Below are 24607 nucleotides of genomic sequence, written 5' to 3'. Positions count from 1 at the left end.
AGACTTTTTATACTAATCATATCGTCCAAAAAACAGAGCCTGATCCATTTTGGCTACAGGATAGATTCCGCCATAGTAAGCAGGTGAATGCACTGGTTGTTTATATTGACTTGATATTCGCCGCCAATCTAGTGATCGACGGAATTCTTTTGTGGCTGACAGGCTGGATGGTCAAGCTGAGGATGTCATGGTGGCGCTTAGTCCTCTCAGCTCTGGTTGGTGCGCTGTATGTGGTGATGATGTTTGTGCCGGAGTTGTCTTTCATGTATACCTTCCTCATTAAGTTTGGATTGTCGGTGGTTATGCTATGGATTGCCTTTGGTTTTGGGAGTCTGCAAAGCTACCTTCGCACTATGGGAGCTTTTTATATTATCAATTTCGCAGTTGCTGGTGGGATTGTAGGTATTCACTATTTGCTGCAGAGCTCCGGTGATATTTGGAATGGTATTATGTTCACTGCTTCAGGAGGGCATGCTTACCGCCTAAAGATTGGCTTTTGGTTTGTAATTGCAGTATTTCCCCTGGTGTTAATCTGCTTCAAGGCAGTGCACTCCTCACGAATCAGAAGGGAGCAGCTTGAAACCTATATCGGTGAGGTGGTAGTAGAAATTGATGGAGTGACTGTTTCCTGTCCCGGCCTGCTAGACACAGGTAACCGGCTTTGTGATCCTTTGACCCGCATACCGGTGATGGTTATGGAATCTTCGCTCTGGGAGGGACATCTGCCTGAAACATGGAAAGGTAGACTCACTCAGGACGGAGCGGACAAACTTTTACTAGAAACGGACGGGCAGTCGTTTGCTTGGCAGGACAGGATGCGACTGGTGCCTTACAGGGGAGTTAACCGGGGGGCATCATTTATGCTCGCACTGAAGCCTGATCAGGTGACGATAAAGCTTGGTGAAGATATCTTTTATTGTAAAAGAGTCTTGATTGGGCTGGATGGTGGGACATTGTCGGGGGATGGAGCCTATCGGGCTGTAATACATCCTGATTTGACTCAAAAAGAGAGCGCTACTGTTGCAGCACTGCCTTCCTAATCTTTAAAGCTAGCTGAACCAAACTTCTGATGGCTGAAAGCGGGATTTGAAAGCTTCACACGCGAACCGTGCACTTCTTGGAGGAGGAACAAATAATGGTCAAATGGAAAATTGCTCTGCAGCTGCAATATTACCGCATGCTGTTTCTACTAGGGCTGAAGAGTCAGGAAATCTATTATATTGGCGGGAGTGAGGCACTTCCTCCACCGCTGACACGGGAAGAAGAAGAATATCTGCTTCAGCGGCTGTCTAGCGGCGATGCAGCTGTTCGTGCGATGTTGATTGAGCGAAATCTTCGCTTGGTAGTATATATCGCTCGTAAATTTGAGAATACCGGCATCAATATCGAGGATCTGGTTTCGATTGGAGCTATTGGCTTAATTAAGGCAGTGAACACTTTTGATCCTGAGAAAAAAATAAAACTGGCTACTTATGCATCCCGCTGCATAGAGAATGAAATCTTGATGTATCTGCGGCGGAACAGCAAGACACGGAGTGAGGTTTCTTTTGATGAGCCGCTTAATATTGATTGGGATGGTAATGAATTATTACTTTCTGACGTATTAGGAACGGAAAATGATACCATTTATCGGAACATAGAAGAACAGGTTGATCGCAAGCTGCTGCAGAAAGCACTGGAAAAGCTGAGTGATCGGGAAAGACTCATTATGGAGCTGAGATTTGGCCTGCGCGGAGGCGAAGAAAAGACACAAAAAGATGTGGCTGATTTGCTTGGCATCTCCCAATCTTATATTTCGCGGCTGGAAAAAAGAATTATCAAGCGGCTGCGCAAGGAGTTTAACAAGATGGTGTAAGGTGAAATTAGCAAGGAATAAAATGGCGAGCCCGGGAGATAATGTACAGTAATGTTTCTCCTTGGGAGGTAAATCATCATGACCCGTAATAAAGTCGAGATTTGCGGTGTGGATACTGCTAAGCTGCCTGTTCTAACGAATGTGGAAATGCGGCAACTGTTCACTTCGCTGCAGCAGCAGGGCGAGCGATCCGCCAGAGAGAAATTGGTAAACGGTAATCTTAGACTTGTTCTAAGCGTTATCCAGAGGTTCAATAATAGGGGAGAATTTGTTGACGATTTGTTCCAGGTGGGTTGCATCGGTCTGATGAAAGCCATCGATAATTTCGATTTATCACAAAACGTTAAATTCTCCACATATGCGGTTCCGATGATTATCGGTGAGATTCGGCGTTACCTGCGTGATAACAACCCGATTCGGGTATCACGTTCTCTCAGAGATATCGCCTACAAAGCGCTCCAGGTACGTGATAGTCTGACTAATCAGAACTCGCGGGAACCGACGATATTCGAAATATCAGAAGCGCTGGGTGTGCCGAAGGAAGATGTTGTATTTGCTCTTGATGCCATTCAGGATCCAGTGTCCTTATTCGAGCCGATCTATCATGACGGCGGCGATCCTATTTATGTAATGGACCAGATTAGCGACGATAAGAATAAGGATGTGTCGTGGATCGAAGAAATTGCATTACGTGAAGCGATGCGTAAGTTAGGACAAAGGGAGAAACGAATTTTATCCATGCGGTTTTTCGAAGGGAAAACACAGATGGAGGTCGCAGATGAGATTGGCATTTCACAGGCACAGGTCTCACGTCTGGAGAAATCTGCGATTCAGCAAATGCAAAAACACGTGAAATCTTAGAGCAGTAGCCATGAGGAGATATTCCAGAATCCGGGTTAAGGATTTTGGACTGTCTCCTCTTTTTAATGCATGTTGACAAGCTTCCGGATCATATATTGGACTATAGGTCGGATTGTACAGGGGTGGTGAGATGAACGAGGATTATCAAGGGTCTGCCAAAAAAATGAAAATATCTGATTTTCAGACGAAGGATGTTATCAACATTGTAGATGGCAAGCGGCTGGGGCAGATAAGTGATCTGGAGCTTGATTTGCGCCGTGGTGTCATTGATGCCATCGTTATACCCGGATACACTCGGTTTATGGGATTGTTCGGAGGCGGGACAGATCTGATTATTCCTTGGCGGAATATAGTTAAGATCGGATCCGATGTCGTGCTCGTGAAGATTGAAGAGTCGCGGATGTCTCCGGGACAGGAAGAGCGGGAAACGATGTATCTGGAACGGGGAGATCGCAGCGAACGGCGCACTTATTAATTAGGTGCGTTTTTTGTTTTTTTATTTAAGAATTTAGGAGATCTGGCTTAACCGTCACTTTGTACGGGTATTTACATGTGGTACACTAAGGCGGAGGTGAGGAAATGGAACCGTTTGTGCAGGGGAAAGAAATGCTTATGCTGCTCCATCTGGAGCCTTGGCGAGTAGAGCATAACGAAATTACAGCGGGGTTTACTGGTAGACAGGGAGGGGCTAGCAAGGCGCCCTATGACAGCCTGAATTGTGCGTTTCACGTTGGGGATGCTCCTGAAGATGTCCTGAGCAATCGGAGAGCGCTTGCCGAAGCTCTTGATTTCAAGCCGGAAGCATGGACCTGTGGAGAACAAACTCATGGGGCAGAGATAGCTGTAGTAAGGGAAGTAGACCGTGGGCGGGGACAACAGGACAGAGCATCGGCATTTCAAGCTACGGATGGTCTGCTGACGGATGTGCCTGGGGTTTTGTTGACTTCTTTTTATGCGGATTGTGTGCCCCTTTATTTTTATGATCCCGTGCGTAGAGTCGTTGGTCTTGCTCATGCAGGCTGGAAAGGAACGGTGGCTCAGATTGCCGCAGCCATGGTGAGTAAGCTGCAAAAGGTATACGGCAGCCATCCACATGATATTATGGCAGCGATCGGTCCATCCATTGGCGACTGCTGTTATGAGGTGGATGATTATGTGATGGAGCATGTTCGGCAGCTGGAGGGCAGCTTGAATGAGGGGATAGAAACTTTCGATGCTGTGGAGCTTTACAGAGCCTCAGAGACTGATCAGAGTAAATACTTGCTAAACTTGAAAGAAATGAATCGACGCATTATGATAAAAGCAGGAATATTGCCGACTCATATCGAATGTACAACATGGTGTACAAGCTGTAATCGTGATTTGTTTTTTTCTTATCGCAAAGAAAACGGTATTACAGGCAGAATGACGAGCTGGATCGGAATAAAGGAGAGTTGAAAGTTGTCTTTAACACTGCAGGAGAGAATTGCTGAGGTAGAGGAACGTGTAGCACGTGCCTGCGCGGCAAGCGGCCGGGATCGTAATGACGTCAAGGTAATTGCAGTGACGAAATATGTTTCTCTGGAAATGGTATCCTCCGTATTGGAGGCAGGCCTAGAGCATGTTGCTGAGAGTCGCTGGCAGGATGCTGAGCACAAATGGAAGGTTTTAGGGGACAAAGGGACATGGCATTTTATCGGGCATTTGCAAACCAATAAGGTTAAAGACGTTATTGGCAAATTTCAATATATACACTCTTTGGACCGGATGTCTCTGGCGCAAGAATTACACAAAAAGGCGCTTGCCGCTGATCAGGAAGTGAATGTGTTTCTTCAAGTGAATATCTCTGGCGAAGATACGAAGTTTGGTCTGTCACCTGAGGCAGTACCTGGATTTTTACGTGAAATCGCTAGTTTGGACCGCGTTAAGGTAATTGGACTTATGACGATGGCACCTTTAGAAGGTGATCCAGAGCTTACCCGTCCTGTATTTCGCGGACTTCGTGAGCTGCGCGATGAGCTTAATCAACTTGCTTTGACACCTGAGCCGATTACGGAGCTGTCCATGGGAATGTCGAATGATTTTGAAGTGGCGATACAGGAAGGAGCCACCTGGGTACGCCTGGGTACGGTGTTAGTAGGCCATTAGGAGGGATCGTGATGAGCGTTATGAACCGATTTATGAGTTTTTTGGGCTTGCAGGAGGAAGAGGAAGTTGTGGAGCGGGAGCAAATCCACGAAGAGGATGAGTATGAGCCGGCCCCTGTAGAAACCCGCAAAAATCAGAGGGGCAACGTTGTCAGTATCCATTCGCAAAAAAATGTCAAGGTTGTATTATATGAACCACGTTCATATGATGAGGCACAGGAGATTGCTGATCATCTCCGTTCGCATCGGACGGTAGTAATTAACCTGCAACGTGTTCGCAATGATCAAGCAATGAGAATTATTGATTTTCTCAGCGGAACTGTTTATGCCCTTGGGGGAGGAATCTCTAAAATTGGGGGCAATATATTTATGTGCACTCCAGATACTGTTGAAATTCAAGGCTCCATTACAGAAATCCTAGGTGACGATCAAGACTATAACAGAATGAGGTGAATGGGCTTTGCTTCAAATTGATTACATTATCGATATTTTGTTTAACATTTATTTTTACATGATTATTTTTTATGTGCTAATGTCCTGGTTACCCAACGTTCGTGATAACTTCATTGGAGAACTGCTAAGCAAACTCGTAGAGCCGTATTTAACACCGTTCAGACGGTTTATTCCACCGCTCTTCGGTACACTTGATATCTCTCCAATCATTGCATTACTTGTCTTGGAATTCGCGGCAGGCGGACTTAAATCTATCCTGCATTTGATTTTTTAGGCAACTGTGATGAAGAACGAAGTTTATGGGCATTTTCATCCCGATGAACGTCAATTTGTGGACAAGGCCTTCGAATGGGTTACCAACGCTGGAGAATATCATGAGACTAAATTAACTGAATTTCTCGATCCCCGCCAAGGTTTTATTCTGCAAACTTTAGTTAACCGCCATCCTGATGTGATTGTTAAATGGGAGGGTGGACATGCTGAGGCAGAGCGGAAGCGAGCGCTTGTCGCTCCTGATTATCGTGACCTGGATCAGGAAGACATGGAGCTGAAGGTGCTTGCAATAACCTCAGGGGAGCAGAAGTTTCTGGCTCTGGAGCACGGGGACTACATGGGTTCTATTTTGGGGCTGGGTGTTAAACGAGGAAAAATCGGTGATATTCATGTTCTGGACGATGGTTGTCATGTTGTAGTCGCTGCTGATATTGCAGATTATTTAGCTATGAATTTAACTGGAGTGCACCGGATACAGGTAAGTACGGAAGTATTACCCCTTTCCGCCTTGCGTAATAGTGAGGTTAAGCTGGAATTGATGGATTTGACTGTAGCATCCCTGCGATTGGATGGCATTGCCGCAGATGTAACACGGCTTAGCCGAAGCAAAATTCTTGCTCCCATCAAGGCTGGACGCGTTCGGGTAAACTGGAAAGTGGAGGAAGACCCATCCTGCAGTCTTAAGGATGGTGACATGGTATCTATTCAAGGCTTTGGTCGCTTCAAGGTTCTAGAGGTCGGCAGTTTGACGAAAAAGGGCCGATACCGTGTTCAGATTGGTAAATTTGTATGAATCCCTTGCAGGAATACGGTCTTACTTGTCGAAATTGATTATTTCGAGGGAATCAAACATTTTTTAAGCTGGACGCCGATACTTTAAAGAAGAGGCGGACCATGAATGGCAGGCGGAACACAGGAACACCTTCTGCCTTTACTTGAAGTACAGTCTTTCTTCTTTGTCTGCCGCTTAGTTGCGATTTAGAGATAAAGAAGGTCCGAAATTTCTAGGAGGTGCACAGCATGCCATTAACACCGCTCGATATACATAACAAGGAGTTTTCTCGGAGACTTCGCGGTTATGATGAGGACGAGGTCAACGAATTTCTGGATCAAGTGATCAAGGATTACGAAAGCGTCATCCGTGAGAACAAGGAACTGCAGAATCAGCTTTTGTCTATTCAAGAGCGTCTGGATCATTTTGTGAATATTGAAGAAAGTTTATCGAAGACGATCTTAGTCGCTCAGGAAGCGGCGGATGATGTGAAGAACAACTCCAAGAAGGAATCCCAGCTCATTATCAAGGAAGCGGAGAAAAACGCCGATCGGATTATTAACGAAGCGTTATCCAAATCCCGTAAGGTTGCTATTGAGACTGAAGAATTGCGTAAGCAAGCTTCGATCTATCGCACTCGTTTCCGGACATTAGTGGAAGCTCAGCTGGAGCTGTTATCACAGGATGACTGGAATGCCTTAGAGAGCCGTGAGGCGAGCGAGAACGTAGCTTTCAAGGATGATGTCCTTCATCGCATCTAAAGGTTTCAGACGATAATTGGCTAAATAGAGGGAGCTATTCCCTCTATTTTTATTTTCCGATAAAATAGACCATAATAAAGTGAACTCCATGCGCAAGTACGCTCATAATAGCTAGATTGGACGAATGGTTGTTGACATTTAGATTCAAAAAGTCTATAAATAGAACATATCTGTATAATGTTTATATGTATTCGATGACGGGACAAGTACGACAAGGTAACGTTCTCCAGAGAGTCGGCGATTGCTGCGAGCCGATTGTTCGAACCCTGCCGGAAGATCTTCCCCTAGAAGTTAAGCTGAAGCGTTGATCGTGCGTAAGCCTAACCGTCTGCCGGACGTTACACCGGACCTGTGCACAGATTTACGCGCAGGACTGAGATTGTGCTGAATACACTCCCCTTAAGGATGTGCTCATGCGCAGAATTAGGGTGGTATCGCGAGCGTCGTCTCGCCCCTTTGGGGGTGGGATGACGCTTATTTTGTTGTTCCGGGGCGGCCATCCCCCTAAATCCCCCTTTCTAAGGGGGACCCCAAGGGCTGCTGCCCTCTGGACACCCGCAAAGTAAAGCCTCGTGCAAACTAGGTACGGTGGTGGAAACAAACGGACCCATGTGGCTGAAGGAGCGGCCCTTCTTAGGCTCCCCTGGCGGGTTCGCCTGCGGGGCCTTTACGGCAAGGGCGGTGCGACCAGCTGCGCAAGGTCGCGCATGGCACCCCGAGCGATTGCTGCCCTAACGGGATCGCGGCTCGGGAGCCAGGGCAAGAGCGGTGCGACCAGCTGCGCAAGGTCGCGGAATGGCACCCCGAGCGATTGCTGCCCTGCGGGATCACGGCTCGGGAGCCAGGGCAAGAGCGGTGCGACCAGCTGCGCAAGGTCGCGGAATGGCACCCCGAGCGATTGCTGCCCTAACGGGATCGCGGCTCGGGAGCCAGGGCAAGAGCGGTGCGACCAGCTGCGCAAGGTCGCGCATGGCACCCCGAGCGATTGCTGCCCTAACGGGATCGCGGCTCGGGAGCCAGGGCAAGAGCGGTGCGACCAGCTGCGCAAGGTCGCGGAATGGCACCCCGAGCGATTGCTGCCCTGCGGGATCACGGCTCGGGAGCCAGGGCAAGAGCGGTGCGACCAGCTGCGCAAGGTCGCGGAATGGCACCCCGAGCGATTGCTGCCCTAACGGGATCGCGGCTCGGGAGCCAGGGCAAGAGCGGTGCGACCAGCTGCGCAAGGTCGCGCATGGCACCCCGAGCGATTGCTGCCCTGCGGGATCGCGGCTCGGGAGCCCGGAAAGAAGCGGCAGCTGCTGCGCAGGATTGCCCGAAGATCGAAAAGAGCTTTATAGACTAATCCATGAAAGGATTGACCATCACATGCAAAAAGTAGATGTCAGAGAAAAGGCGCGGGCAAGAGATGTCCGCATATTGAAGAAATGGAACGAAGAGAATACGTTCCGCAAGTCCATGGAGAACCGTGAGGGACGTCCAAACTATGTATTCTATGAAGGTCCGCCAACAGCAAACGGTGCGCCGCATATCGGACACGTGCTGGGACGGGTAATCAAGGATTTCATCGGTCGTTACCAGACAATGAAAGGTTACCGCGTAGTACGTAAAGCCGGCTGGGATACACACGGTCTGCCAGTAGAACTAGGCGTACAAAAGAAGCTTGGCATCTCCGGTAAACAAGAGATTGAGGAATATGGCGTAGAAAAATTCATCCAGGAATGTAAAGACAGCGTCTTCGGTTATGAGAAGCAATGGCGTGAATTTACAGAAGCAATCGGATACTGGACGGATTTAGATAATCCTTACGTAACCTTGGATAATACCTATATCGAAAGTGTATGGAACATCTTGGCTACAGTGCATGAGAACGGGTTGCTTTACCGCGGACACCGTGTTAGCCCGTATTGCCCGAGCTGCCAGACTACACTAAGCTCACATGAAGTTGCTCAAGGCTACAAAACCGTTAAGGATCTCAGTGCAACCGCGAAGTTCAAGCTGGATGACAGCGGAGACTACGTATTGGCTTGGACGACAACACCTTGGACCTTGCCAGCCCATATGGCGCTAGCTATGAACCCGGACATGGATTATGTACGTGTGCAACAAGAAGATGGTGTGTACATCGTTGCCAAAAACTTAGTTGAAGAAGTTATGAAAGGTGAGCACACAGTCCTTTCTACACATAAAGGTTCCGAGTTTATCGGTAAAACTTATGCACCTCCATTCGGATATATTAAGGCAGAGAAAAGCAATGTTATCGTAGGCGCTTCTTTCGTTACAGATTCCAGTGGTACAGGGATCGTACACATGGCACCAGCGCATGGTGAAGATGACTACAAGACTTGCCGTGAGAATGGCATCAGCTTCGTAAATGTGGTTGATAATTCCGGTAAGTATACGGATGTAGTCTCTGATTTTGCGGGACGTTTTGTTAAGGATTGCGATCTGGATATCATTAAGGTTTTGTCTGAAAAAGGATTGCTTTACGGTAAAGAGAAATACGAGCACAGCTATCCGTTCTGCTGGCGTTGTGATACACCACTTTTGTATTACGCAACAGACAGCTGGTTCATCAACACTACAGCGATCAAAGATCAGCTGATTGCTAACAACAACAGTGTGGCTTGGTACCCTGAGCATGTACGTGAAGGTCGTTTCGGGAAGTTCTTGGATGAGCTGGTTGACTGGAATATCAGCCGTAACCGTTATTGGGGTACACCCCTCAACGTCTGGGTATGTCAAGAAACGGGCAAAGAGTTTGCACCACACAGCATTGAAGAGCTAAGAGCGATGGCGATTGGTGATGTTCCTGAAGATATCGAGCTGCATAAACCTTTCGTGGATAAGATCAAGCTGCGCAGTCCGTTTAGCGAAGGTGCAGAGATGGTTCGTACATCGGAAGTGATCGACGTATGGTTCGACAGTGGCTCAATGCCTTTTGCACAAAGCCATTATCCATTTGAGAACGAGGATAAGCTGAATGATCAGTACCCGGCAGATATGATCTGTGAAGGGATCGACCAGACCCGCGGATGGTTCTACAGCTTGCTTGCAGTATCCACCTTGTTTAAGGGTAAAGCTCCATATAAAGCAGTTATTGCTCACGGTCATATCCTCGATGAGAATGGTCAAAAAATGTCCAAATCCAAAGGCAATGTTATTGATCCTTGGGAAATCATGAACGATTACGGCACGGATGCATTCCGTTGGGCTATTTTGTCCGACAGTGCGCCGTGGAACAATAAACGTTTCTCGCGTGGTCTTGTAGGTGAGACGAAATCTAAAGTAGTGGATACGCTGGTAAATACACATGCCTTCTTGACGCTGTATGCGGGCATCGATGGTTACGATCCAGCCGATCATCCTTTTAAGGTATCAAAACATAAGCTGGACCGCTGGATTCTGTCCCGTCTAAACAGCTTGATTCTTTTGGTGGATAAAGGACTTGCGGTAAATGACTTCGTGAATACGTCTAGAGCGATTGAGAACTTTGTGGATGAGCTGAGTAACTGGTATATCCGTCGTTCCCGTGACCGCTTCTGGGGTAGTGGTCTAGGTGAAGATAAACTGGATGCTTACCGTACGTTGACTCATGTGCTTCTGACAACAGCGACTTTGATGGCTCCATTTACACCGATGTTGTCCGAAGATATCTTCACGAACCTTGGCGGCGGAGAAAGTGTGCATTTGGCAGATTACCCGGTTGCTGACGAGAACTTGATCGATAAAGAGCTGGAAGAAGATATGGAAAGTGCAAGACAAATCGTCGAGCTGGCGCGTAACGTACGTAACGAAACAGGCATTAAGAATCGTCAACCACTGTCCGAGCTGATCGTTTCGATGAACCGTGACTTCCATTTGGCTGAGTATGAAGAGATCATCAAAGACGAGATCAACATCAAGAACATCGTGCTGGAGAACAGTGACAGCGGATTTGTTGATTTCACACTCAAGCTGAATCTTAAGGTAGCCGGTAAAAAATACGGTAAAAATGTAGGCTTCCTGCAAGGCTTCCTGAAAGGCCTCGACAGTGATTCTACCCGCAAAGCGGTACAGGAGGGTAAAATTGCAATTGCGACTCCTGAAGGTGAAGAGCTTGTAATCACTTCTGAAGAACTGCTTGTTGAAAAACAAGCCAAAGCAGGTTTCGCCGCAGCTTCCGGATATGGAGTTACGGTTGCGCTCAATACCGAAATCACGCCTGAGCTTGAACAAGAAGGCTGGGTTCGTGAGATCATTCGTGCGGTTCAAGATTACCGTAAACGTCTGGATCTGCCGATCGAGAAACGGATCGCACTCACCTTGAAGTTAGACGATGAGCTGAAAGCAGCTGTTACAGCATTTGACAATGTATTGCAAGACAATGTACTTGTGACTACGGTTGATTTTGATGGAGAACATGCTTTTGAGACGGTAGAAGTCGGTGATAAATCCATCGGTATCCATATCGAAGCATAATTCTGCATTACCTGTCCCAAAACAGCATATACTAGCGGCATAAGTGTAAACGGAGATCTTCCGTTTATGCGGGAAATATAGTCTTTATATTTCGGCGCAAAACTAACGAGTCCCGAGCTTAAGGAGATGAATTCTCTTTGGCCGGGCTCGTTTACTTTGTAGCGAAGGAAAGACATATGAGAGGAGCCGTAGCTGTGGAGGGAAACAAGAGGAGAATCTCCATTAAGACATCCGGCAATAAGAATAATCCAGACAAGGAAAAGGAGAATAAGGCTTTTCCTGAAGTTAATCCTGAGTATCTAACAGCAGATCCGCGTAATCCCGAGGATATTCCGCTGGAAGAAAAAATGAATACAATGTACCGATTGACCTTTGAGTGGGCTCATATTTTGGAAAAATCCCGAATTTATCAATATACGGATCTGCTATATTCACCTTGGCGGTTGATTTGGAGAAATATTTTATTTGGAGCAGCTCGGGGAGTTGGGATCGCACTGGGTTTTACTTTTTTTGCGGCAACGATTATTTACATCCTTCAGGGACTAGGCGCGCTCAATCTACCGATCATTGGGGATTATATTGCGGATATTGTGCGGATCGTACAGCGTCAGCTAGAATTCAAATAGCCATCGAAACGTTAAGATTAAAAACAGCGAACCATTCCTTAAAACTGGAACAGTACGCCGTTTAAATGATTTTGTGTATGGGACATCTGTGTTTAGTCTTCCTCGAGAGGATCAAGACTATGGGTTGCCTCGTCACTGTCCAAATAACGCTGGTAGCTCCGTCCCGGCACTACAATCAGATTGTTGCCCGTGATATCAGTGGCGATAAAGTTCTCCCAAGGCTCCACGCAGCCTTCCAGCTCATCGGCTTCAATCTCCATATCATTATAAGAATCAATATTGTTGCCCTCCGCCATGGCGGGAGAATTCGAGGTACCCCAGCTTTCAACAATCTGCCAGGCATCCTCGCCGTCAAAACCGTTTTGATCGTCGCGCTCATCCAGACTGGTGCGTCCAAAAGGTGGAGATAACAGCTCCTCTTCCACTGGACGAGTGAAAGGTGCGTTTTGCCGCGGGTTGTGTTCTTTACAATAAAGTGTGGAAGGGATGGCAGATAAACGTTCAAAAGGGATCGGCTCACCACTAGCCTTGCATATCCCATAGGTGCCATTATCCATAGCGGATAAAGCAGCTTCAATATCGTCCAGCTCATGCTCGTCCCGCTCTAACAGTGAAATGTCCATGGAGCGATTATACAAATCGGTGGCTGCATCTCCTGGATGGTTGTCATTCTCGGAAAGCTCTCCGGAACCATCCCGCATGGATTCATCTAAGCCGTAATGTTCATTATTCTGAAGCCTGCGCTGAATCGTATCCCGATCTTTTTCCAATCGTGCACGTAGCTCTGAGAGCTGCTGTACTGTCAGGTGCGTCATAATGAGAAAGCTCCTTTCTGTACCTTTTATAAGAATCATTCCGACTTGCCGGATAACACCGGATGGTTCTTCTGTTAGGTTGACCGGAGAGCAGGGATTTTAGCGCTGGAAAATAGTCCCCAAGATTGAACTTAGCGGATGTCCCGCAATAGACGATTCTTTAAGGGCTGTGCTACAATATACAAGTCTTTAAACAGTATTCGTACCGCATTTAGCGGGAAAAATAAGAACGGAGTGACAACTTCTGTGGTGTACTATTTGATTGCTCTTATTGTATTTTTGGTGGATCAAGGGACAAAGTATCTCATTGCTACACGTCTGGAGATCGGAGAACAGATTTCTGTTATCGGAGATTTTTTCCTGATTACCTCTCATCGCAATCGCGGGGCTGCTTTTGGGATTCTCGAAGGTCAGCAATGGTTCTTCTTTCTAGTTACGGTTGTAGTGGTTAGTGGTATCGTTTGGTATTTGAACAAGACTAGACACTCGCGGAAGCTGTTATCTGTTGCCCTAGGGCTTGTACTGGGTGGAGCTATCGGGAACTTCCTGGACCGGATAATCAATGGTGAGGTTGTTGATTTCCTTCTGTTCAATTTTGGGAGCTATAGCTTCCCGATTTTTAACGTGGCGGATTCTTGTATCGTCATTGGGGTTGGACTGATTCTTCTGGATTCTTTTCGTGACCTTAAGAACGGCGAAGAAATTACGGAAATAAAAGAAGTAAAAGAAGCAAAGGAAGTAAGAGAAGGGAATGAATGATTTGAATAAAGACGTCAATCACCAAGCGGCATCTACGAGCGAAGAAGAGAGGGACGTCACGGAATGGACCGTTTCGGCAGAGAACGCGCGGGAGCGAATCGATAAATATATTACGGAATCATGGGAAGAAGAAATTTCCCGTTCTCAGGTGCAGCTGTGGATCAGCGGCGGTAACGTTACGGTTAATGGCAAGCCAGTGAAAGCCAATTATAAGCTATCGGAAGGCGACGTGGTTAGAGTCGTTGTCCCTGAAGCAGAAGTAACGGATTTGATCGCGGAGAACATTCCTCTTGAGGTTGTATATGAAGACAGCGATGTCATTGTGATTAATAAACCCCGGGGCATGGTTGTGCATCCAGCTGCGGGACATCCGTCAGGCACCTTGGTAAATGCGCTGATGTATCACTGTAAGGATCTGTCCGGCATTAACGGTGAGATTCGTCCAGGTATTGTCCATCGGATCGATAAGGATACCTCTGGTCTTATCATGGTGGCTAAGAATGATGCCAGTCATGCCTCACTTGCCGCACAGCTTAAAGAGCATAGTGTTACGCGCCGATATATAGCAGTCGTACACGGCAATTTGTCGCATGATAAGGGCACTGTTGACGCACCGATTGGCAGAGATCCACATGATCGTAAGCTATACACAGTAACCGAAAAGAACAGCAAGAAATCCGTGACTCATTTTACAGTAATGGAACGTTTCGGAGATTGTACACTACTGGAGCTGCAGCTGGAGACTGGCCGCACGCATCAGATCAGGGTACATATGAAGTTCATTGGTCATCCACTTGTAGGTGATCCGATATATGGACGCAGCAAGGGCACTACGATGAATGGACAAGCGTTGCATGCGGCGGTACTTGGATTTGTTCATCCTACCACAGGTGAATATAAAGAATTCAGCAGACCTATTCCAGAGGATATGGAAGAAGTCCTATTCACCCTACGCAGCAGATAAGTACAAATGAAGTGATAATTAGTCTATGGTATTGAACACTACTTTACGGCATATTTAAAAACATAAGGATAAAGAAAGGGTAATGCCTTATTCTTTATCCTTATTTTTATAATGAAACGGATATCCGGAAACATACGCCATCCAAGGGACGGCGAAGCCGTTTCTTTTAAAAGTAGAATAGATATTCAGGAGATGAGATGACAGTATGAGTATTGAACAATACCAAGATAGCTTCATTCAGACTAATTTTGCAGACCGCATCGGCGGTGCCAATTATGGCAAAGACACTTCGATTTATAAATTCGAGAAAATCAAACGTGCTAAAGCATCCGCAAAACAGGATTTTCCAAACATTGAACTAATTGATATGGGCGTAGGCGAGCCGGATGAGATGGCTGATGCGGGTATCGTAGCTAAGCTTGCTGAAGAAGCAGCGAAGGAAGAAAACCGCGGATATGCGGACAACGGAATTGCCGAATTCAAGACTGCTGCTGCTGAATATTTGCGGGAAGTTTTCCGGGTGGAAGGTATTGATCCAGATACGGAGGTAGTTCACTCCATCGGATCGAAGCCTGCGCTGGCTATGTTGCCATCTTGTTTCATCAATCCAGGTGATATCACGATTATGACCGTGCCGGGTTATCCAGTCTTGGGTACACATACTAAATATTTGGGTGGACAAGTATTTACGGTGGAGCTGAAGAAGGAGAACAAATTCCTTCCAGATCTGAATGAAATTCCGGAAGACATTGCTCGTAAAGCTAAGCTTCTTTATCTAAACTATCCAAACAATCCAACGGGTGCTAGTGCCACTCCTGAGTTTTTTGCTGAGGTCGTTGCATGGGCGAAAAAATACGATGTAGTGGTTATTCATGATGCTCCTTATGCTGCCTTGACCTATGACGGTTTGAAGCCACTTAGCTTCCTCTCCGTTCCAGGTGCGAAGGATGTGGGTGTAGAGCTGCATTCTCTTTCTAAGTCTTACAATATGACGGGCTGGAGAATTGGTTTTGTGGCTGGCAATCCGCTAGTGGTTAAAGCTTTCAGCGATGTGAAGGATAATAACGATTCCGGCCAATTTATCGCGATTCAAAAAGCAGCGGCTTATGGTCTTGCTCATCCGGAGATTACTGAAGCGATTGCGGATAAATACTCCCGTCGTCACAATCTGCTGGTTGATGCACTGAACAGCCTCGGCTTTAAAGCTGAGAAGCCAAAAGGCTCCTTCTTCCTGTATGTCGCTGCACCTAAGGGAATCAAAGACGGTCGTCGTTTTGAATCCGGTGAAGATTTCTCCCAATTCCTCATTCGTGAGAAGCTGATCTCCACTGTGCCTTGGGATGATGCAGGTCCGTTTGTTCGTTTCTCCGTTACCTTTATTGCTAAAGGTGAAGAGGAAGAGAGACGTGTCATCTCTGAAATTCAAAGACGTCTTAGCGATGTGGAATTTGAGTTTTAAGCATTTTTATTGAAATTAATGAGGCTGTCTCAAAAGTAGTGATTTCTACTTGGGCCAGCTTTTTTTTATGGAATAGGAAATGTTGTAGATATTACTGTGCCCTATGACTATACGCCACGTGTTGTGCATTGTAATGCATTGTAGTGCATTGTAGTGTTCTGTTTTATTCGGGTGTGGGGGTTGACTGCTATGTTTGATTTTCGTACAGCTTGCAGTAGATGATCTGTGGTAGCTGTGACGGTGGAATTTGTGCAGTAGACTTGTGTGACGGACTTGTGTGGTGAGCGTTATGCGTGCTGTGTTTGTGCGAAGTAAAGAGTGAGTTTTAAAACTAATTAGGGAAAAACTCCTTGAAATTAGCCTATATTCGCTCTAAATGAACGAAATCAGGGAAAAGTTCCCTAATAATCAGCGGGTTTTCTATATTATTTACTGAACTGGTCAATAATTAGGGAAGATTTCCCTAATTACAAGTCTGATGAAGAGAATTCACTAAATTTCAGGGAGAAATTCCCTAATTACTATATAAGTACCTCACCAATTGCATCATTGTCAGCATTACTAGGTGCGTCTCTTGAACCATTTGGACATTAAGTAGTGTTAAGAACATAAACGAGGTTGTCCCAAAAGCCATGAAACGGCTATTTGGGACCAGCCTCGTTTTTATGCAGATATATTGAGTACCGCTTTCCCCTTGTTGTTAATAGAAGTAAGGAAGAGAAGTGCAAAAGTTTAGGCAGAGAAAGTTGACATGAAGGGGTTGTTCTGTCATAATTCTTGTTAAATGAATAGCGCCTTTAATTCAGTCCTGTGAGGCTGGCAAGGTAACGTGAATCGAGGTTCGCGACTCTTAGAAAGGTATCCGTGTGTAAATACGGAACTGTCTTTTTATGCGCGCGGCCGTCATCTTCCTCATCTGCGGATTTCACTCCTTGCCTGTTATAGGCAAGGAGTTTTTTTGATTTCCGGGAACTTGAATAGGCGAACAAGCTGGAGGGTGACAAGATTATGGTTACTGAGAAAAATGTCATTATGGATGAAACGGCGATCCGCCGGGCCTTATCACGTATTGCTCATGAGATTTTGGAGAAGAACAAAGGTATCGAGAATTGTCTGCTGGTCGGTATTCGGACACGAGGTGTGTATCTGGCACAGCGTATCGCTGAGCGCATCAAGGAGATTGAAGGCGTCGAGATTCCATACGGTGAGCTGGATATCACACATTACCGGGATGACCGTGAAGTGGAAGGCAGTGAAGCGGTAGTGAAGAGTAACGTCGTTATTACTTCAGGAAGTGCTGGCATCCATGATCAAAAAGTTATTTTGTTCGATGATGTACTTTACACCGGACGCACCATCCGCGCGGCGATGGACGCTTTGATGGATTGCGGACGCCCACGAATGATTCAACTGGCAGTACTGGCTGACCGCGGACACCGCGAGCTGCCGATCCGGCCGGACTACATCGGTAAGAATGTACCTACCTCAAAGCACGAGCAGATTGAAGTGGCGCTGAAGGAATACGACGGCAAAGATGAGGTCTACATTATTTCAAACCGGGAGGAACGATAACATCATGACACTTACCAAGGTAAAGGAACGTAGTCTGCTGGGAATCAAAGAGCTTGACCGGTCGGAAATTATCCAACTGCTTGACAGAACAGCATTTTGGGACAATCAAAGTGAAAAGCTAACCCCCATCTTGAACTCCCATTTTATTTCTAACATGTTTTTTGAGAACAGTACACGCACACGCTTCTCTTTCGAGATGGCAGAGAAGCGACTAGGTGCGCAAGTACTTAATTTTACGGCTGCAGCTTCTAGTGTAGAAAAAGGGGAGTCGATCTACGATACAGTGCGCACACTGGAATCGATGGGGATCGATGCCGGAGTTGTGCGTTTGAAGCCTGCAGGTGTGCTGCAGCAGTTAGCTGAGAAGGTGTCCATACCGCTTATCAATGCGGGCGACGGCAACAATGAACATCCTACGCAGGCGCTGCTTGATTTATACACCATGACCAAAACCTTTGGGGAACTAAAGGGCCTGACAGTCTCCATCATTGGGGACATTATGCATAGCCGCGTAGCGCGCTCTAATCTCTGGGGGCTTACGAAAATGGGAGCCAAGGTGCAGTTCTGTGCACCGGATAATATGAAGGCTCCTGAGCTTATGGAGTATGCGCCTTACGTAACTATGGAAGAAGCTCTTAAAGCGGATGTAGTAATGATGCTTCGAGTACAGCTTGAGCGCCATACTTCCGGCATTAAGCTGTCTGCTGAAGATTACCGTAGCCACTATGGTCTAACAGAAGAGCGGGCAGCTAAGCTGGCCAAAGACACAATCATTATGCATCCAGCTCCGGTTAACCGGAATCTAGAAATTGATGATGCAGTAGTTGAGTGCAGTCAATCGCGGATTTTCCCGCAAATGTCTAATGGCGTACCGGTCCGGATGGCGGTTCTCGAAAGAGCTTTACTATAAGCTTACAGAATGCTAACGTATAGAGACTAATAAATATACACAAAGATGAATTTTTATTATATAATAACGAGAGGGCCCGCAGCTGTGATCTGAGGGTAAAGGTAGAATCATGACAGTGATTATTAGAAACGCCAGCGTATTGAATAAGGAAGGCTTGCTTGAGCGCAAACACATCGAACTTCAGGATGGTGTGATCTCGGCTATAATCGACGGAAAAGAAGCTATCGGAGAAGCTACGGAGATCATTGATGCTGAAGGTAAGCTGCTCATTCCGGGACTCATTGATATGCATGTGCACTTGCGTGAACCGGGATTTGAACACAAGGAAACAGTGGAAACCGGAAGTCGCTCAGCTGCTAAAGGCGGATTTACAACCATTGCATGTATGCCAAATACTCGTCCGGTGACAGATAGCCCGGAGATCGTGCAATTTGTGAAAGACAAGGCGCGTGAAGCAGGACTAGTTAAAGTGCTTCCTTATGCAGCCATTACGAAAAATGAGCTCGGACGTGAGTTGACGGATTTTGCGGCGCTCAAAGAAGCTGGAGCTATTGGTTATACAGACGACGGTGTGGGCGTACAAAGTGCTCAAATGATGAAAGATGCAATGAACATCGCAGCATCGCTCGATATGCCAGTCATTGCCCACTGCGAAGATAATTCGTTGGTCGAAGGCTGCTGTGTAGCTGAAGGTGAGTTCTCTAAGAAGCATGGCCTCAAAGGAATTCCGAATGAGTCAGAAGCGATCCATGTTGGACGCGATATTTTGCTGGCAGAAGCGACAGGCGTTCATTACCATGTATGCCATGTCAGTACTGAACAGTCGGTTCGGCTGATTCGCCAAGCAAAAGAAATCGGCATTAAAGTAACTGCTGAGGTATGTCCGCATCACTTGCTTCTTGCTGAAGACGATATTCCAGGCCTGGATGCCAATTGGAAAATGAACCCGCCGCTGCGCTCCCGCCGCGATGTTGAGGCGTGTATCGAAGGGTTGCTTGATGGCACACTAGATATGATTGTTACAGATCATGCGCCACATAGTGAGGAAGAGAAAGCAAAAGGAATGCAGCTGGCACCTTTTGGTATCGTTGGATTCGAGACAGCTTTCCCACTCTTATACACAGCGTTTGTAGAAACCGGAAAATGGGATTTATCCTTACTAGTACAAAGAATGACTGCCGATCCTGCACGGGTATTCAGATTGAACACCGGGGTTATGGAGATCGGAGCTCCTGCAGATTTGACACTGATCGATCTGGAGCAGGAAAAAGAAGTAGACCCAAGTTCCTTCGCAAGCAAAGGACGTAACACTCCTTTTGGCGGCTGGAAGCTTAAGGGTTGGCCGGTAAAAACTTGGGTGGACGGCAAAGCCGTATGGACTGAGAAAAACTAGCGGACTGGTGAGGCGAAATTGCTGATCTTTGCGGATCAGCAATTTGAGCGCGTACACTCCGGAAGGCATGCAAGGCATACGTATTAGACTACAGAACATGAAGGAGTGGAAGGGAATGCAGGCGAGATTGCTGCTTCAAGACGGAACTTTATTTACAGGTACCGCATTTGGCGCTGAAGGTGAAAAGACAGGCGAGGTTGTTTTTAACACAGGAATTACAGGATATCAAGAGGTACTGTCTGACCCTTCATATTGCGGGCAAATCGTTACCATGACGTACCCATTGATCGGGAACTACGGGATTACGCGGGATGATTTCGAATCTGTTCGTCCTTTCGTACACGGTTTTGTAGTGCGTCGTCATGAAGAAGTTCCAAGTAACTGGCGCGCAGAATACAGTGTGGACGACCTGCTGAAAGAATATGATATTCCTGGAATCAGCGAGATTGATACCCGGATGTTGACGCGGATTATTCGCCACTACGGAACAATGAAGGCGATTCTGACTACCTCTAATAAACGTGTAGAGGAATTGATGGAAATGATGGGCGACACTTCAATTGAAGAACTGCGCAATCAGGTAGCCCGCACATCTACTCCAAGCATGTACAATAGCCCGGGAACTAAAGAACGCATCGTGCTGGTTGATTACGGCGCGAAGGCTGGTATCTTACGCGAGTTGAACAATCGCGGTTGTGATGTTGTAGTTGTACCTCATGACGTAACCGCTGATGAGATTCGTCGCCTCAATCCAGATGGTATTCAACTCTCCAACGGCCCTGGGGACCCGAAAGATGTTCCACACGCAGTGAAGACGATTTCGGAATTGCTTGGTGAATATCCAATCTTCGGTATCTGCTTAGGTCACCAGCTGTTTGCACTGGCTTGTGGCGCAGATACAGAGAAGCTGAAATTCGGACACCGTGGCGGTAACCATCCGGTTAAAGAATTGGAGAGCGGACGTTGCTTCATTACTTCTCAGAACCATGGCTACACAGTGAATGAAGATTCTGTGAAGAGCACGGAGCTAGAAGTTACTCACATTAATAATAATGATAAGACCGTTGAGGGACTTAAACATACCCGTTACCCTGCATTTTCAGTACAGTATCATCCAGAAGCAGCACCGGGACCTCATGACAGCAGCTATTTATTCGATCGTTTCTTACAGATGATCGCTGATCATAAAGCTAACACACCTGTGAGCTCGCGCCAGGCGCAGCTTGCGGCAAACGCCAGAATCACGGCGCCAAAACCTACAGTAAAACAGCTTGAAGCCGTGAAAGGAGCTCTATAACATGCCTAAGAATGAAAAGCTTAAAAAAATATTAGTAATCGGTTCTGGACCGATTGTTATCGGGCAAGCCGCAGAATTTGACTATGCCGGAACGCAGGCCTGTCAGGCCCTGAAAGAAGAAGGCGTCGAAGTTGTGCTGATCAATAGTAACCCAGCGACTATCATGACTGACACCAATATGGCTGATAAAGTTTATATCGAGCCGATTACCCTTGAATTCGTAACTGGCATCATCCGCCAGGAGCGCCCGGATGGCTTGTTGCCAACTTTGGGAGGACAGACAGGTCTTAATATGGCTGTAGAATTGGCTCGTGCAGGAGTATTAGAACAAGAGAATGTTAAGCTTCTAGGTACCCAGCTTGAGTCCATCGAAAAAGCAGAGGATCGCGATTTGTTCCGCGATTTGATGCGCGAACTGGAACAGCCTGTACCAGAGAGCACTATTATTACCACAGTAGATGAAGCGATGAAATTCGCTGAGGAAATTGGTTTCCCACTGATTGTACGCCCAGCCTATACGCTTGGCGGCACCGGCGGCGGGATCTGCGACAACGAAGAAGAGCTGCTTGAGACTGTCAAAGCAGGTATTCGTTATAGTCCAATCGGACAATGTTTAGTGGAGAAAAGTATTGCCGGCATGAAGGAAGTTGAATACGAGGTTATGCGTGATGCGAACGACAACTGTATCGTTGTCTGCAACATGGAGAACTTTGACCCGGTAGGTGTGCATACGGGGGATAGTATCGTTGTGGCACCTAGCCAAACGTTATCCGATCGTGAATATCAGATGCTGCGCAGCGCCTCACTCAAAATCATTCGTGCACTGAATATCGAGGGTGGCTGCAACGTGCAGTTCGCACTGGATCCGCAAAGCTATCAATATTATGTAATCGAAGTAAATCCACGTGTCAGCCGCTCTTCGGCTTTGGCTTCGAAAGCAACCGGTTATCCGATTGCCAAAATGGCTGCCAAAATCGCACTTGGTTACACACTTGATGAAATCGTCAATCCAGTTACTGGACAGACCTATGCTTGCTTCGAGCCTACACTTGACTATATCGTAAGCAAAATCCCACGCTGGCCGTTCGATAAGTTCATTCATGCGAACCGTAAGCTGGGCACACAAATGAAAGCCACTGGAGAAGTTATGGCCATCGGTCGTACCTTCGAAGAGTCCATTCATAAAGCAATTCGTTCCCTGGAAATCGGTGTACACCGTTTCCGCCTGCCGGGCGCTGAAGATTTGGAAGAAAGCGTCCTGCGTGAACGTCTCGCAAAACCTGATGATGAGCGGTTGTTCTTGATCGCGGAAGCTTTCCGTCGCGGATTTGGCTTGCAAGAGATCCAAGACATCACTAACGTAGACTGGTGGTTCCTGTCCAAGATCGAGGGACTGATCAACTTTGAAGAGGTCATCCGTGGGGATGAAAGCTTATCAGAAGAAACCTTGTACCAAGCTAAACGCAGAGGTTTTACAGACCGTGCGATTGCTGAGATTCGGGCAGAAGGACAAGCGAACGTTAAATTCATCAAAGAAGCTGATGTACGCGCGCTTCGTTTAGAGCGAGGATTAACGCCTGTATTCAAAATGGTAGATACCTGTGCGGCTGAGTTCGAAGCTTCTACACCTTACTACTACTCTACTTATGAGACTGAAAATGAAGTCATTCATTCCGATAAACAAAAGGTTATCGTGCTTGGATCGGGTCCAATCCGGATCGGTCAAGGGATTGAGTTCGATTACTCCACTGTGCATGCAGTATGGGCGATTCAGAAGGCAGGTTATGAAGCGGTTATTATCAATAATAACCCTGAGACTGTATCTACCGACTTTAATACTTCGGACCGGTTGTATTTTGAGCCCTTGTTCTTTGAAGATGTAATGAACGTAATTGCGCAAGAGAATCCGATTGGGGTTATCGTACAATTCGGAGGCCAAACTGCCATTAACCTTGCTGCACCATTAAGTGCCGCTGGCGTTAAAATTCTCGGAACTAGCCTAGACAGTATTGACGAAGCTGAAGATCGGAAGAAATTCGAAGCTTTGCTGGCTCGTCTGGATATTGCCCAACCAAAAGGGAAGACGGTTATCAACGTAGATCAAGCAGTAGAAACTGCACAATCGCTTGGATATCCAGTCCTGGTACGTCCTTCCTATGTACTTGGTGGACGCGCAATGGAAATTGTATATAATGATGCGGAATTGCTTAGCTACATGGTAGAAGCGGTTAAGGTGAATCCGGAGCATCCGGTATTGATTGACCGTTACATGTTAGGTAAAGAGGTTGAGGTAGACGCAATTTGTGACGGTGAGACGGTAGTTATTCCAGGGATCATGGAGCATGTTGAGCGTGCAGGCGTTCACTCCGGTGACTCCATCGCTGTATATCCTCCGCAATATCTGGATGAAGGTCTGAAAGCAAAAATTGCTGAGATCACAATCAAGATTGCTAAGGAACTGAAAACGATTGGTCTGGTCAACATCCAGTTCGTTATCTATCAGAATGAAGTGTACGTAATTGAAGTAAATCCACGTTCCTCGCGTACGGTTCCATTCTTGAGTAAAGTAACTGGAATTCCAATGGCGCATCTGGCAACCAAAATCATTCTCGGCGGCAAGCTGAAAGATGACGGTTATGCAGAAGGTCTATGGCCGGAAAGTGATTATGTATCGGTTAAAGTGCCGGTGTTCTCTTTTGCCAAGCTGCGTAGAGTAGAACCAACGCTCGGACCTGAAATGAAATCGACGGGTGAAGTTATGGGCCGCGATAAATTGTATGCAAAAGCTTTGTATAAAGGTCTAATCGGAGCAGGAATGAAAATTCCAGCAACCGGCGCTATCATCGTTACAGTGGCAGATAAAGATAAAGCAGAGGCTGTAGAGCTTATGAAAGGCTTCCACTCGCTGGGTTACAAGATCATTGCTACCGGAGGCACCGCTCAAGCGCTTGAAGAAGCAGGTCTCAACGTAATGAACGTGAACAAGCTGGATGAAGGTGCGCCGAACATTCTCGACTTGATTCGTGGTGGGCAAGCCAACTTCGTCTTTAATACACTGACTAAAGGGAAAACACCAGAGCGTGATGGATTCCGTATCCGTCGTGAAGCGGTTGAGAATGGCGTCGTATGTATGACATCACTCGATACAGTAACGGCACTGCTCAGAATGCTGCAGACGATCAACTTCTCGTCACAGTCCATGCCTGCTTTTGTCGGTCAATTAAACTAATCTCATAAAGATGTATAGGGCGGT

At 46.7% G+C, this 24607-nt stretch carries 21 protein-coding genes and 1 other annotated feature; of the genes, 20 read left to right on the top strand and 1 reads right to left on the bottom strand.

Translation table 11 applies throughout. The annotated features are described in order from the left end of the window. The first annotated feature begins 92 nt into the window (after positions 1-92). The 12 genes from spoIIGA (at position 93) to MKZ09_RS25755 (ending at position 12185) form a co-directional block, all read left to right on the top strand. Positions 93-1040, top strand: coding sequence for a sigma-E processing peptidase SpoIIGA (gene spoIIGA, locus MKZ09_RS25810; RefSeq protein WP_076205251.1), 948 nt, complete (start codon positions 93-95; stop codon positions 1038-1040). A 92-nt stretch (positions 1041-1132) separates the two neighbouring features. After that, positions 1133-1855 (top strand): RNA polymerase sporulation sigma factor SigE, encoded by a 723-nt coding sequence (gene sigE, locus MKZ09_RS25805; protein ID WP_036683937.1) that lies wholly within the window; start codon positions 1133-1135, stop codon positions 1853-1855. A 78-nt stretch (positions 1856-1933) separates the two neighbouring features. After that, entirely contained in the window at positions 1934-2716 is a 783-nt protein-coding gene (gene sigG / locus MKZ09_RS25800; protein WP_036683631.1) for an RNA polymerase sporulation sigma factor SigG, read from the top strand. Between the two features lie 130 nt (positions 2717-2846). Continuing rightward, entirely contained in the window at positions 2847-3191 is a 345-nt protein-coding gene (locus tag MKZ09_RS25795; protein ID WP_036683628.1) for a YlmC/YmxH family sporulation protein, read from the top strand. A 104-nt stretch (positions 3192-3295) separates the two neighbouring features. After that, on the top strand, positions 3296-4153 hold the full coding sequence (pgeF, locus tag MKZ09_RS25790; protein WP_076136518.1) for a peptidoglycan editing factor PgeF: 858 nt from the start codon (positions 3296-3298) through the stop codon (positions 4151-4153). A gap of 3 nt (positions 4154-4156) precedes the next feature. After that, positions 4157-4843 carry a YggS family pyridoxal phosphate-dependent enzyme gene (locus tag MKZ09_RS25785; protein WP_036683622.1) on the top strand — a complete coding sequence of 229 codons (687 nt, stop codon included), beginning with the start codon at positions 4157-4159 and terminating at the stop codon, positions 4841-4843. Positions 4844-4854: 11 nt separating this feature from the next. Beyond that, the gene (locus MKZ09_RS25780; protein ID WP_036683619.1) at positions 4855-5295 is read left to right on the top strand and encodes a cell division protein SepF; all 441 of its coding nucleotides are present in this window, start codon (positions 4855-4857) and stop codon (positions 5293-5295) included. A gap of 7 nt (positions 5296-5302) precedes the next feature. Then, positions 5303-5569 carry a YggT family protein gene (locus MKZ09_RS25775; protein ID WP_036683616.1) on the top strand — a complete coding sequence of 89 codons (267 nt, stop codon included), beginning with the start codon at positions 5303-5305 and terminating at the stop codon, positions 5567-5569. Between the two features lie 9 nt (positions 5570-5578). Next, positions 5579-6361: a YlmH family RNA-binding protein gene (locus MKZ09_RS25770; protein ID WP_076129071.1), complete on the top strand. Its 783-nt coding sequence runs from the start codon at positions 5579-5581 to the stop codon at positions 6359-6361. A gap of 227 nt (positions 6362-6588) precedes the next feature. Next, positions 6589-7101: a DivIVA domain-containing protein gene (locus MKZ09_RS25765; RefSeq protein WP_051491297.1), complete on the top strand. Its 513-nt coding sequence runs from the start codon at positions 6589-6591 to the stop codon at positions 7099-7101. 185 nt (positions 7102-7286) lie between these two features. Next, positions 7287-7560, top strand: a binding site (T-box leader). A gap of 906 nt (positions 7561-8466) precedes the next feature. Continuing rightward, the gene (gene ileS / locus MKZ09_RS25760) at positions 8467-11559 is read left to right on the top strand and encodes an isoleucine--tRNA ligase (RefSeq protein WP_076205168.1); all 3093 of its coding nucleotides are present in this window, start codon (positions 8467-8469) and stop codon (positions 11557-11559) included. Positions 11560-11894: 335 nt separating this feature from the next. Then, positions 11895-12185 (top strand): DUF5665 domain-containing protein, encoded by a 291-nt coding sequence (locus tag MKZ09_RS25755; RefSeq protein WP_282579970.1) that lies wholly within the window; start codon positions 11895-11897, stop codon positions 12183-12185. A gap of 92 nt (positions 12186-12277) precedes the next feature. Here MKZ09_RS25755 and MKZ09_RS25750 read toward each other — a convergent pair whose 3' ends face one another. Further along, positions 12278-13000: a TraR/DksA C4-type zinc finger protein gene (locus MKZ09_RS25750; RefSeq protein ID WP_036683605.1), complete on the bottom strand. Its 723-nt coding sequence runs from the start codon at positions 12998-13000 to the stop codon at positions 12278-12280. Positions 13001-13246: 246 nt separating this feature from the next. Here MKZ09_RS25750 and lspA point away from each other — a divergent pair, with 246 nt between their 5' ends. From lspA to carB, 8 genes are all read left to right on the top strand, one after another. After that, positions 13247-13759 (top strand): signal peptidase II, encoded by a 513-nt coding sequence (lspA, locus tag MKZ09_RS25745; protein ID WP_036683603.1) that lies wholly within the window; start codon positions 13247-13249, stop codon positions 13757-13759. Further along, the gene (locus MKZ09_RS25740; RefSeq protein ID WP_076205163.1) at positions 13752-14723 is read left to right on the top strand and encodes an RluA family pseudouridine synthase; all 972 of its coding nucleotides are present in this window, start codon (positions 13752-13754) and stop codon (positions 14721-14723) included. The genes lspA and MKZ09_RS25740 overlap by 8 nt, the downstream gene beginning before the upstream one ends. Positions 14724-14928: 205 nt before the next feature. Beyond that, complete coding sequence (locus MKZ09_RS25735; RefSeq protein WP_076098555.1) at positions 14929-16182, top strand: LL-diaminopimelate aminotransferase; 1254 nt, start codon at positions 14929-14931, stop codon at positions 16180-16182. 1008 nt (positions 16183-17190) lie between these two features. Then, positions 17191-17754 (top strand): bifunctional pyr operon transcriptional regulator/uracil phosphoribosyltransferase PyrR, encoded by a 564-nt coding sequence (gene pyrR, locus MKZ09_RS25730; protein ID WP_036683379.1) that lies wholly within the window; start codon positions 17191-17193, stop codon positions 17752-17754. 4 nt (positions 17755-17758) lie between these two features. Next, complete coding sequence (locus tag MKZ09_RS25725; protein ID WP_036683376.1) at positions 17759-18664, top strand: aspartate carbamoyltransferase catalytic subunit; 906 nt, start codon at positions 17759-17761, stop codon at positions 18662-18664. 109 nt (positions 18665-18773) lie between these two features. Continuing rightward, a complete protein-coding gene (locus MKZ09_RS25720; protein ID WP_076205159.1) occupies positions 18774-20057 on the top strand; it encodes a dihydroorotase in 1284 nt (427 codons plus the stop codon). A gap of 115 nt (positions 20058-20172) precedes the next feature. Next, positions 20173-21354: a glutamine-hydrolyzing carbamoyl-phosphate synthase small subunit gene (locus tag MKZ09_RS25715; RefSeq protein WP_076136505.1), complete on the top strand. Its 1182-nt coding sequence runs from the start codon at positions 20173-20175 to the stop codon at positions 21352-21354. A 1-nt stretch (position 21355) separates the two neighbouring features. Further along, a complete protein-coding gene (carB, locus tag MKZ09_RS25710) occupies positions 21356-24583 on the top strand; it encodes a carbamoyl-phosphate synthase large subunit (RefSeq protein ID WP_076205155.1) in 3228 nt (1075 codons plus the stop codon). The last annotated feature ends 24 nt before the right edge of the window (positions 24584-24607 follow it).

It is taken from the genome of Paenibacillus sp. FSL R5-0908, from assembly GCF_038006245.1.
Lineage (GTDB): Bacteria > Bacillota > Bacilli > Paenibacillales > Paenibacillaceae > Paenibacillus_AQ > Paenibacillus_AQ odorifer.
The sequence above is the reverse complement of the archived record's forward strand: the minus strand, read 5'-3'. Positions and strand labels throughout refer to the sequence as shown.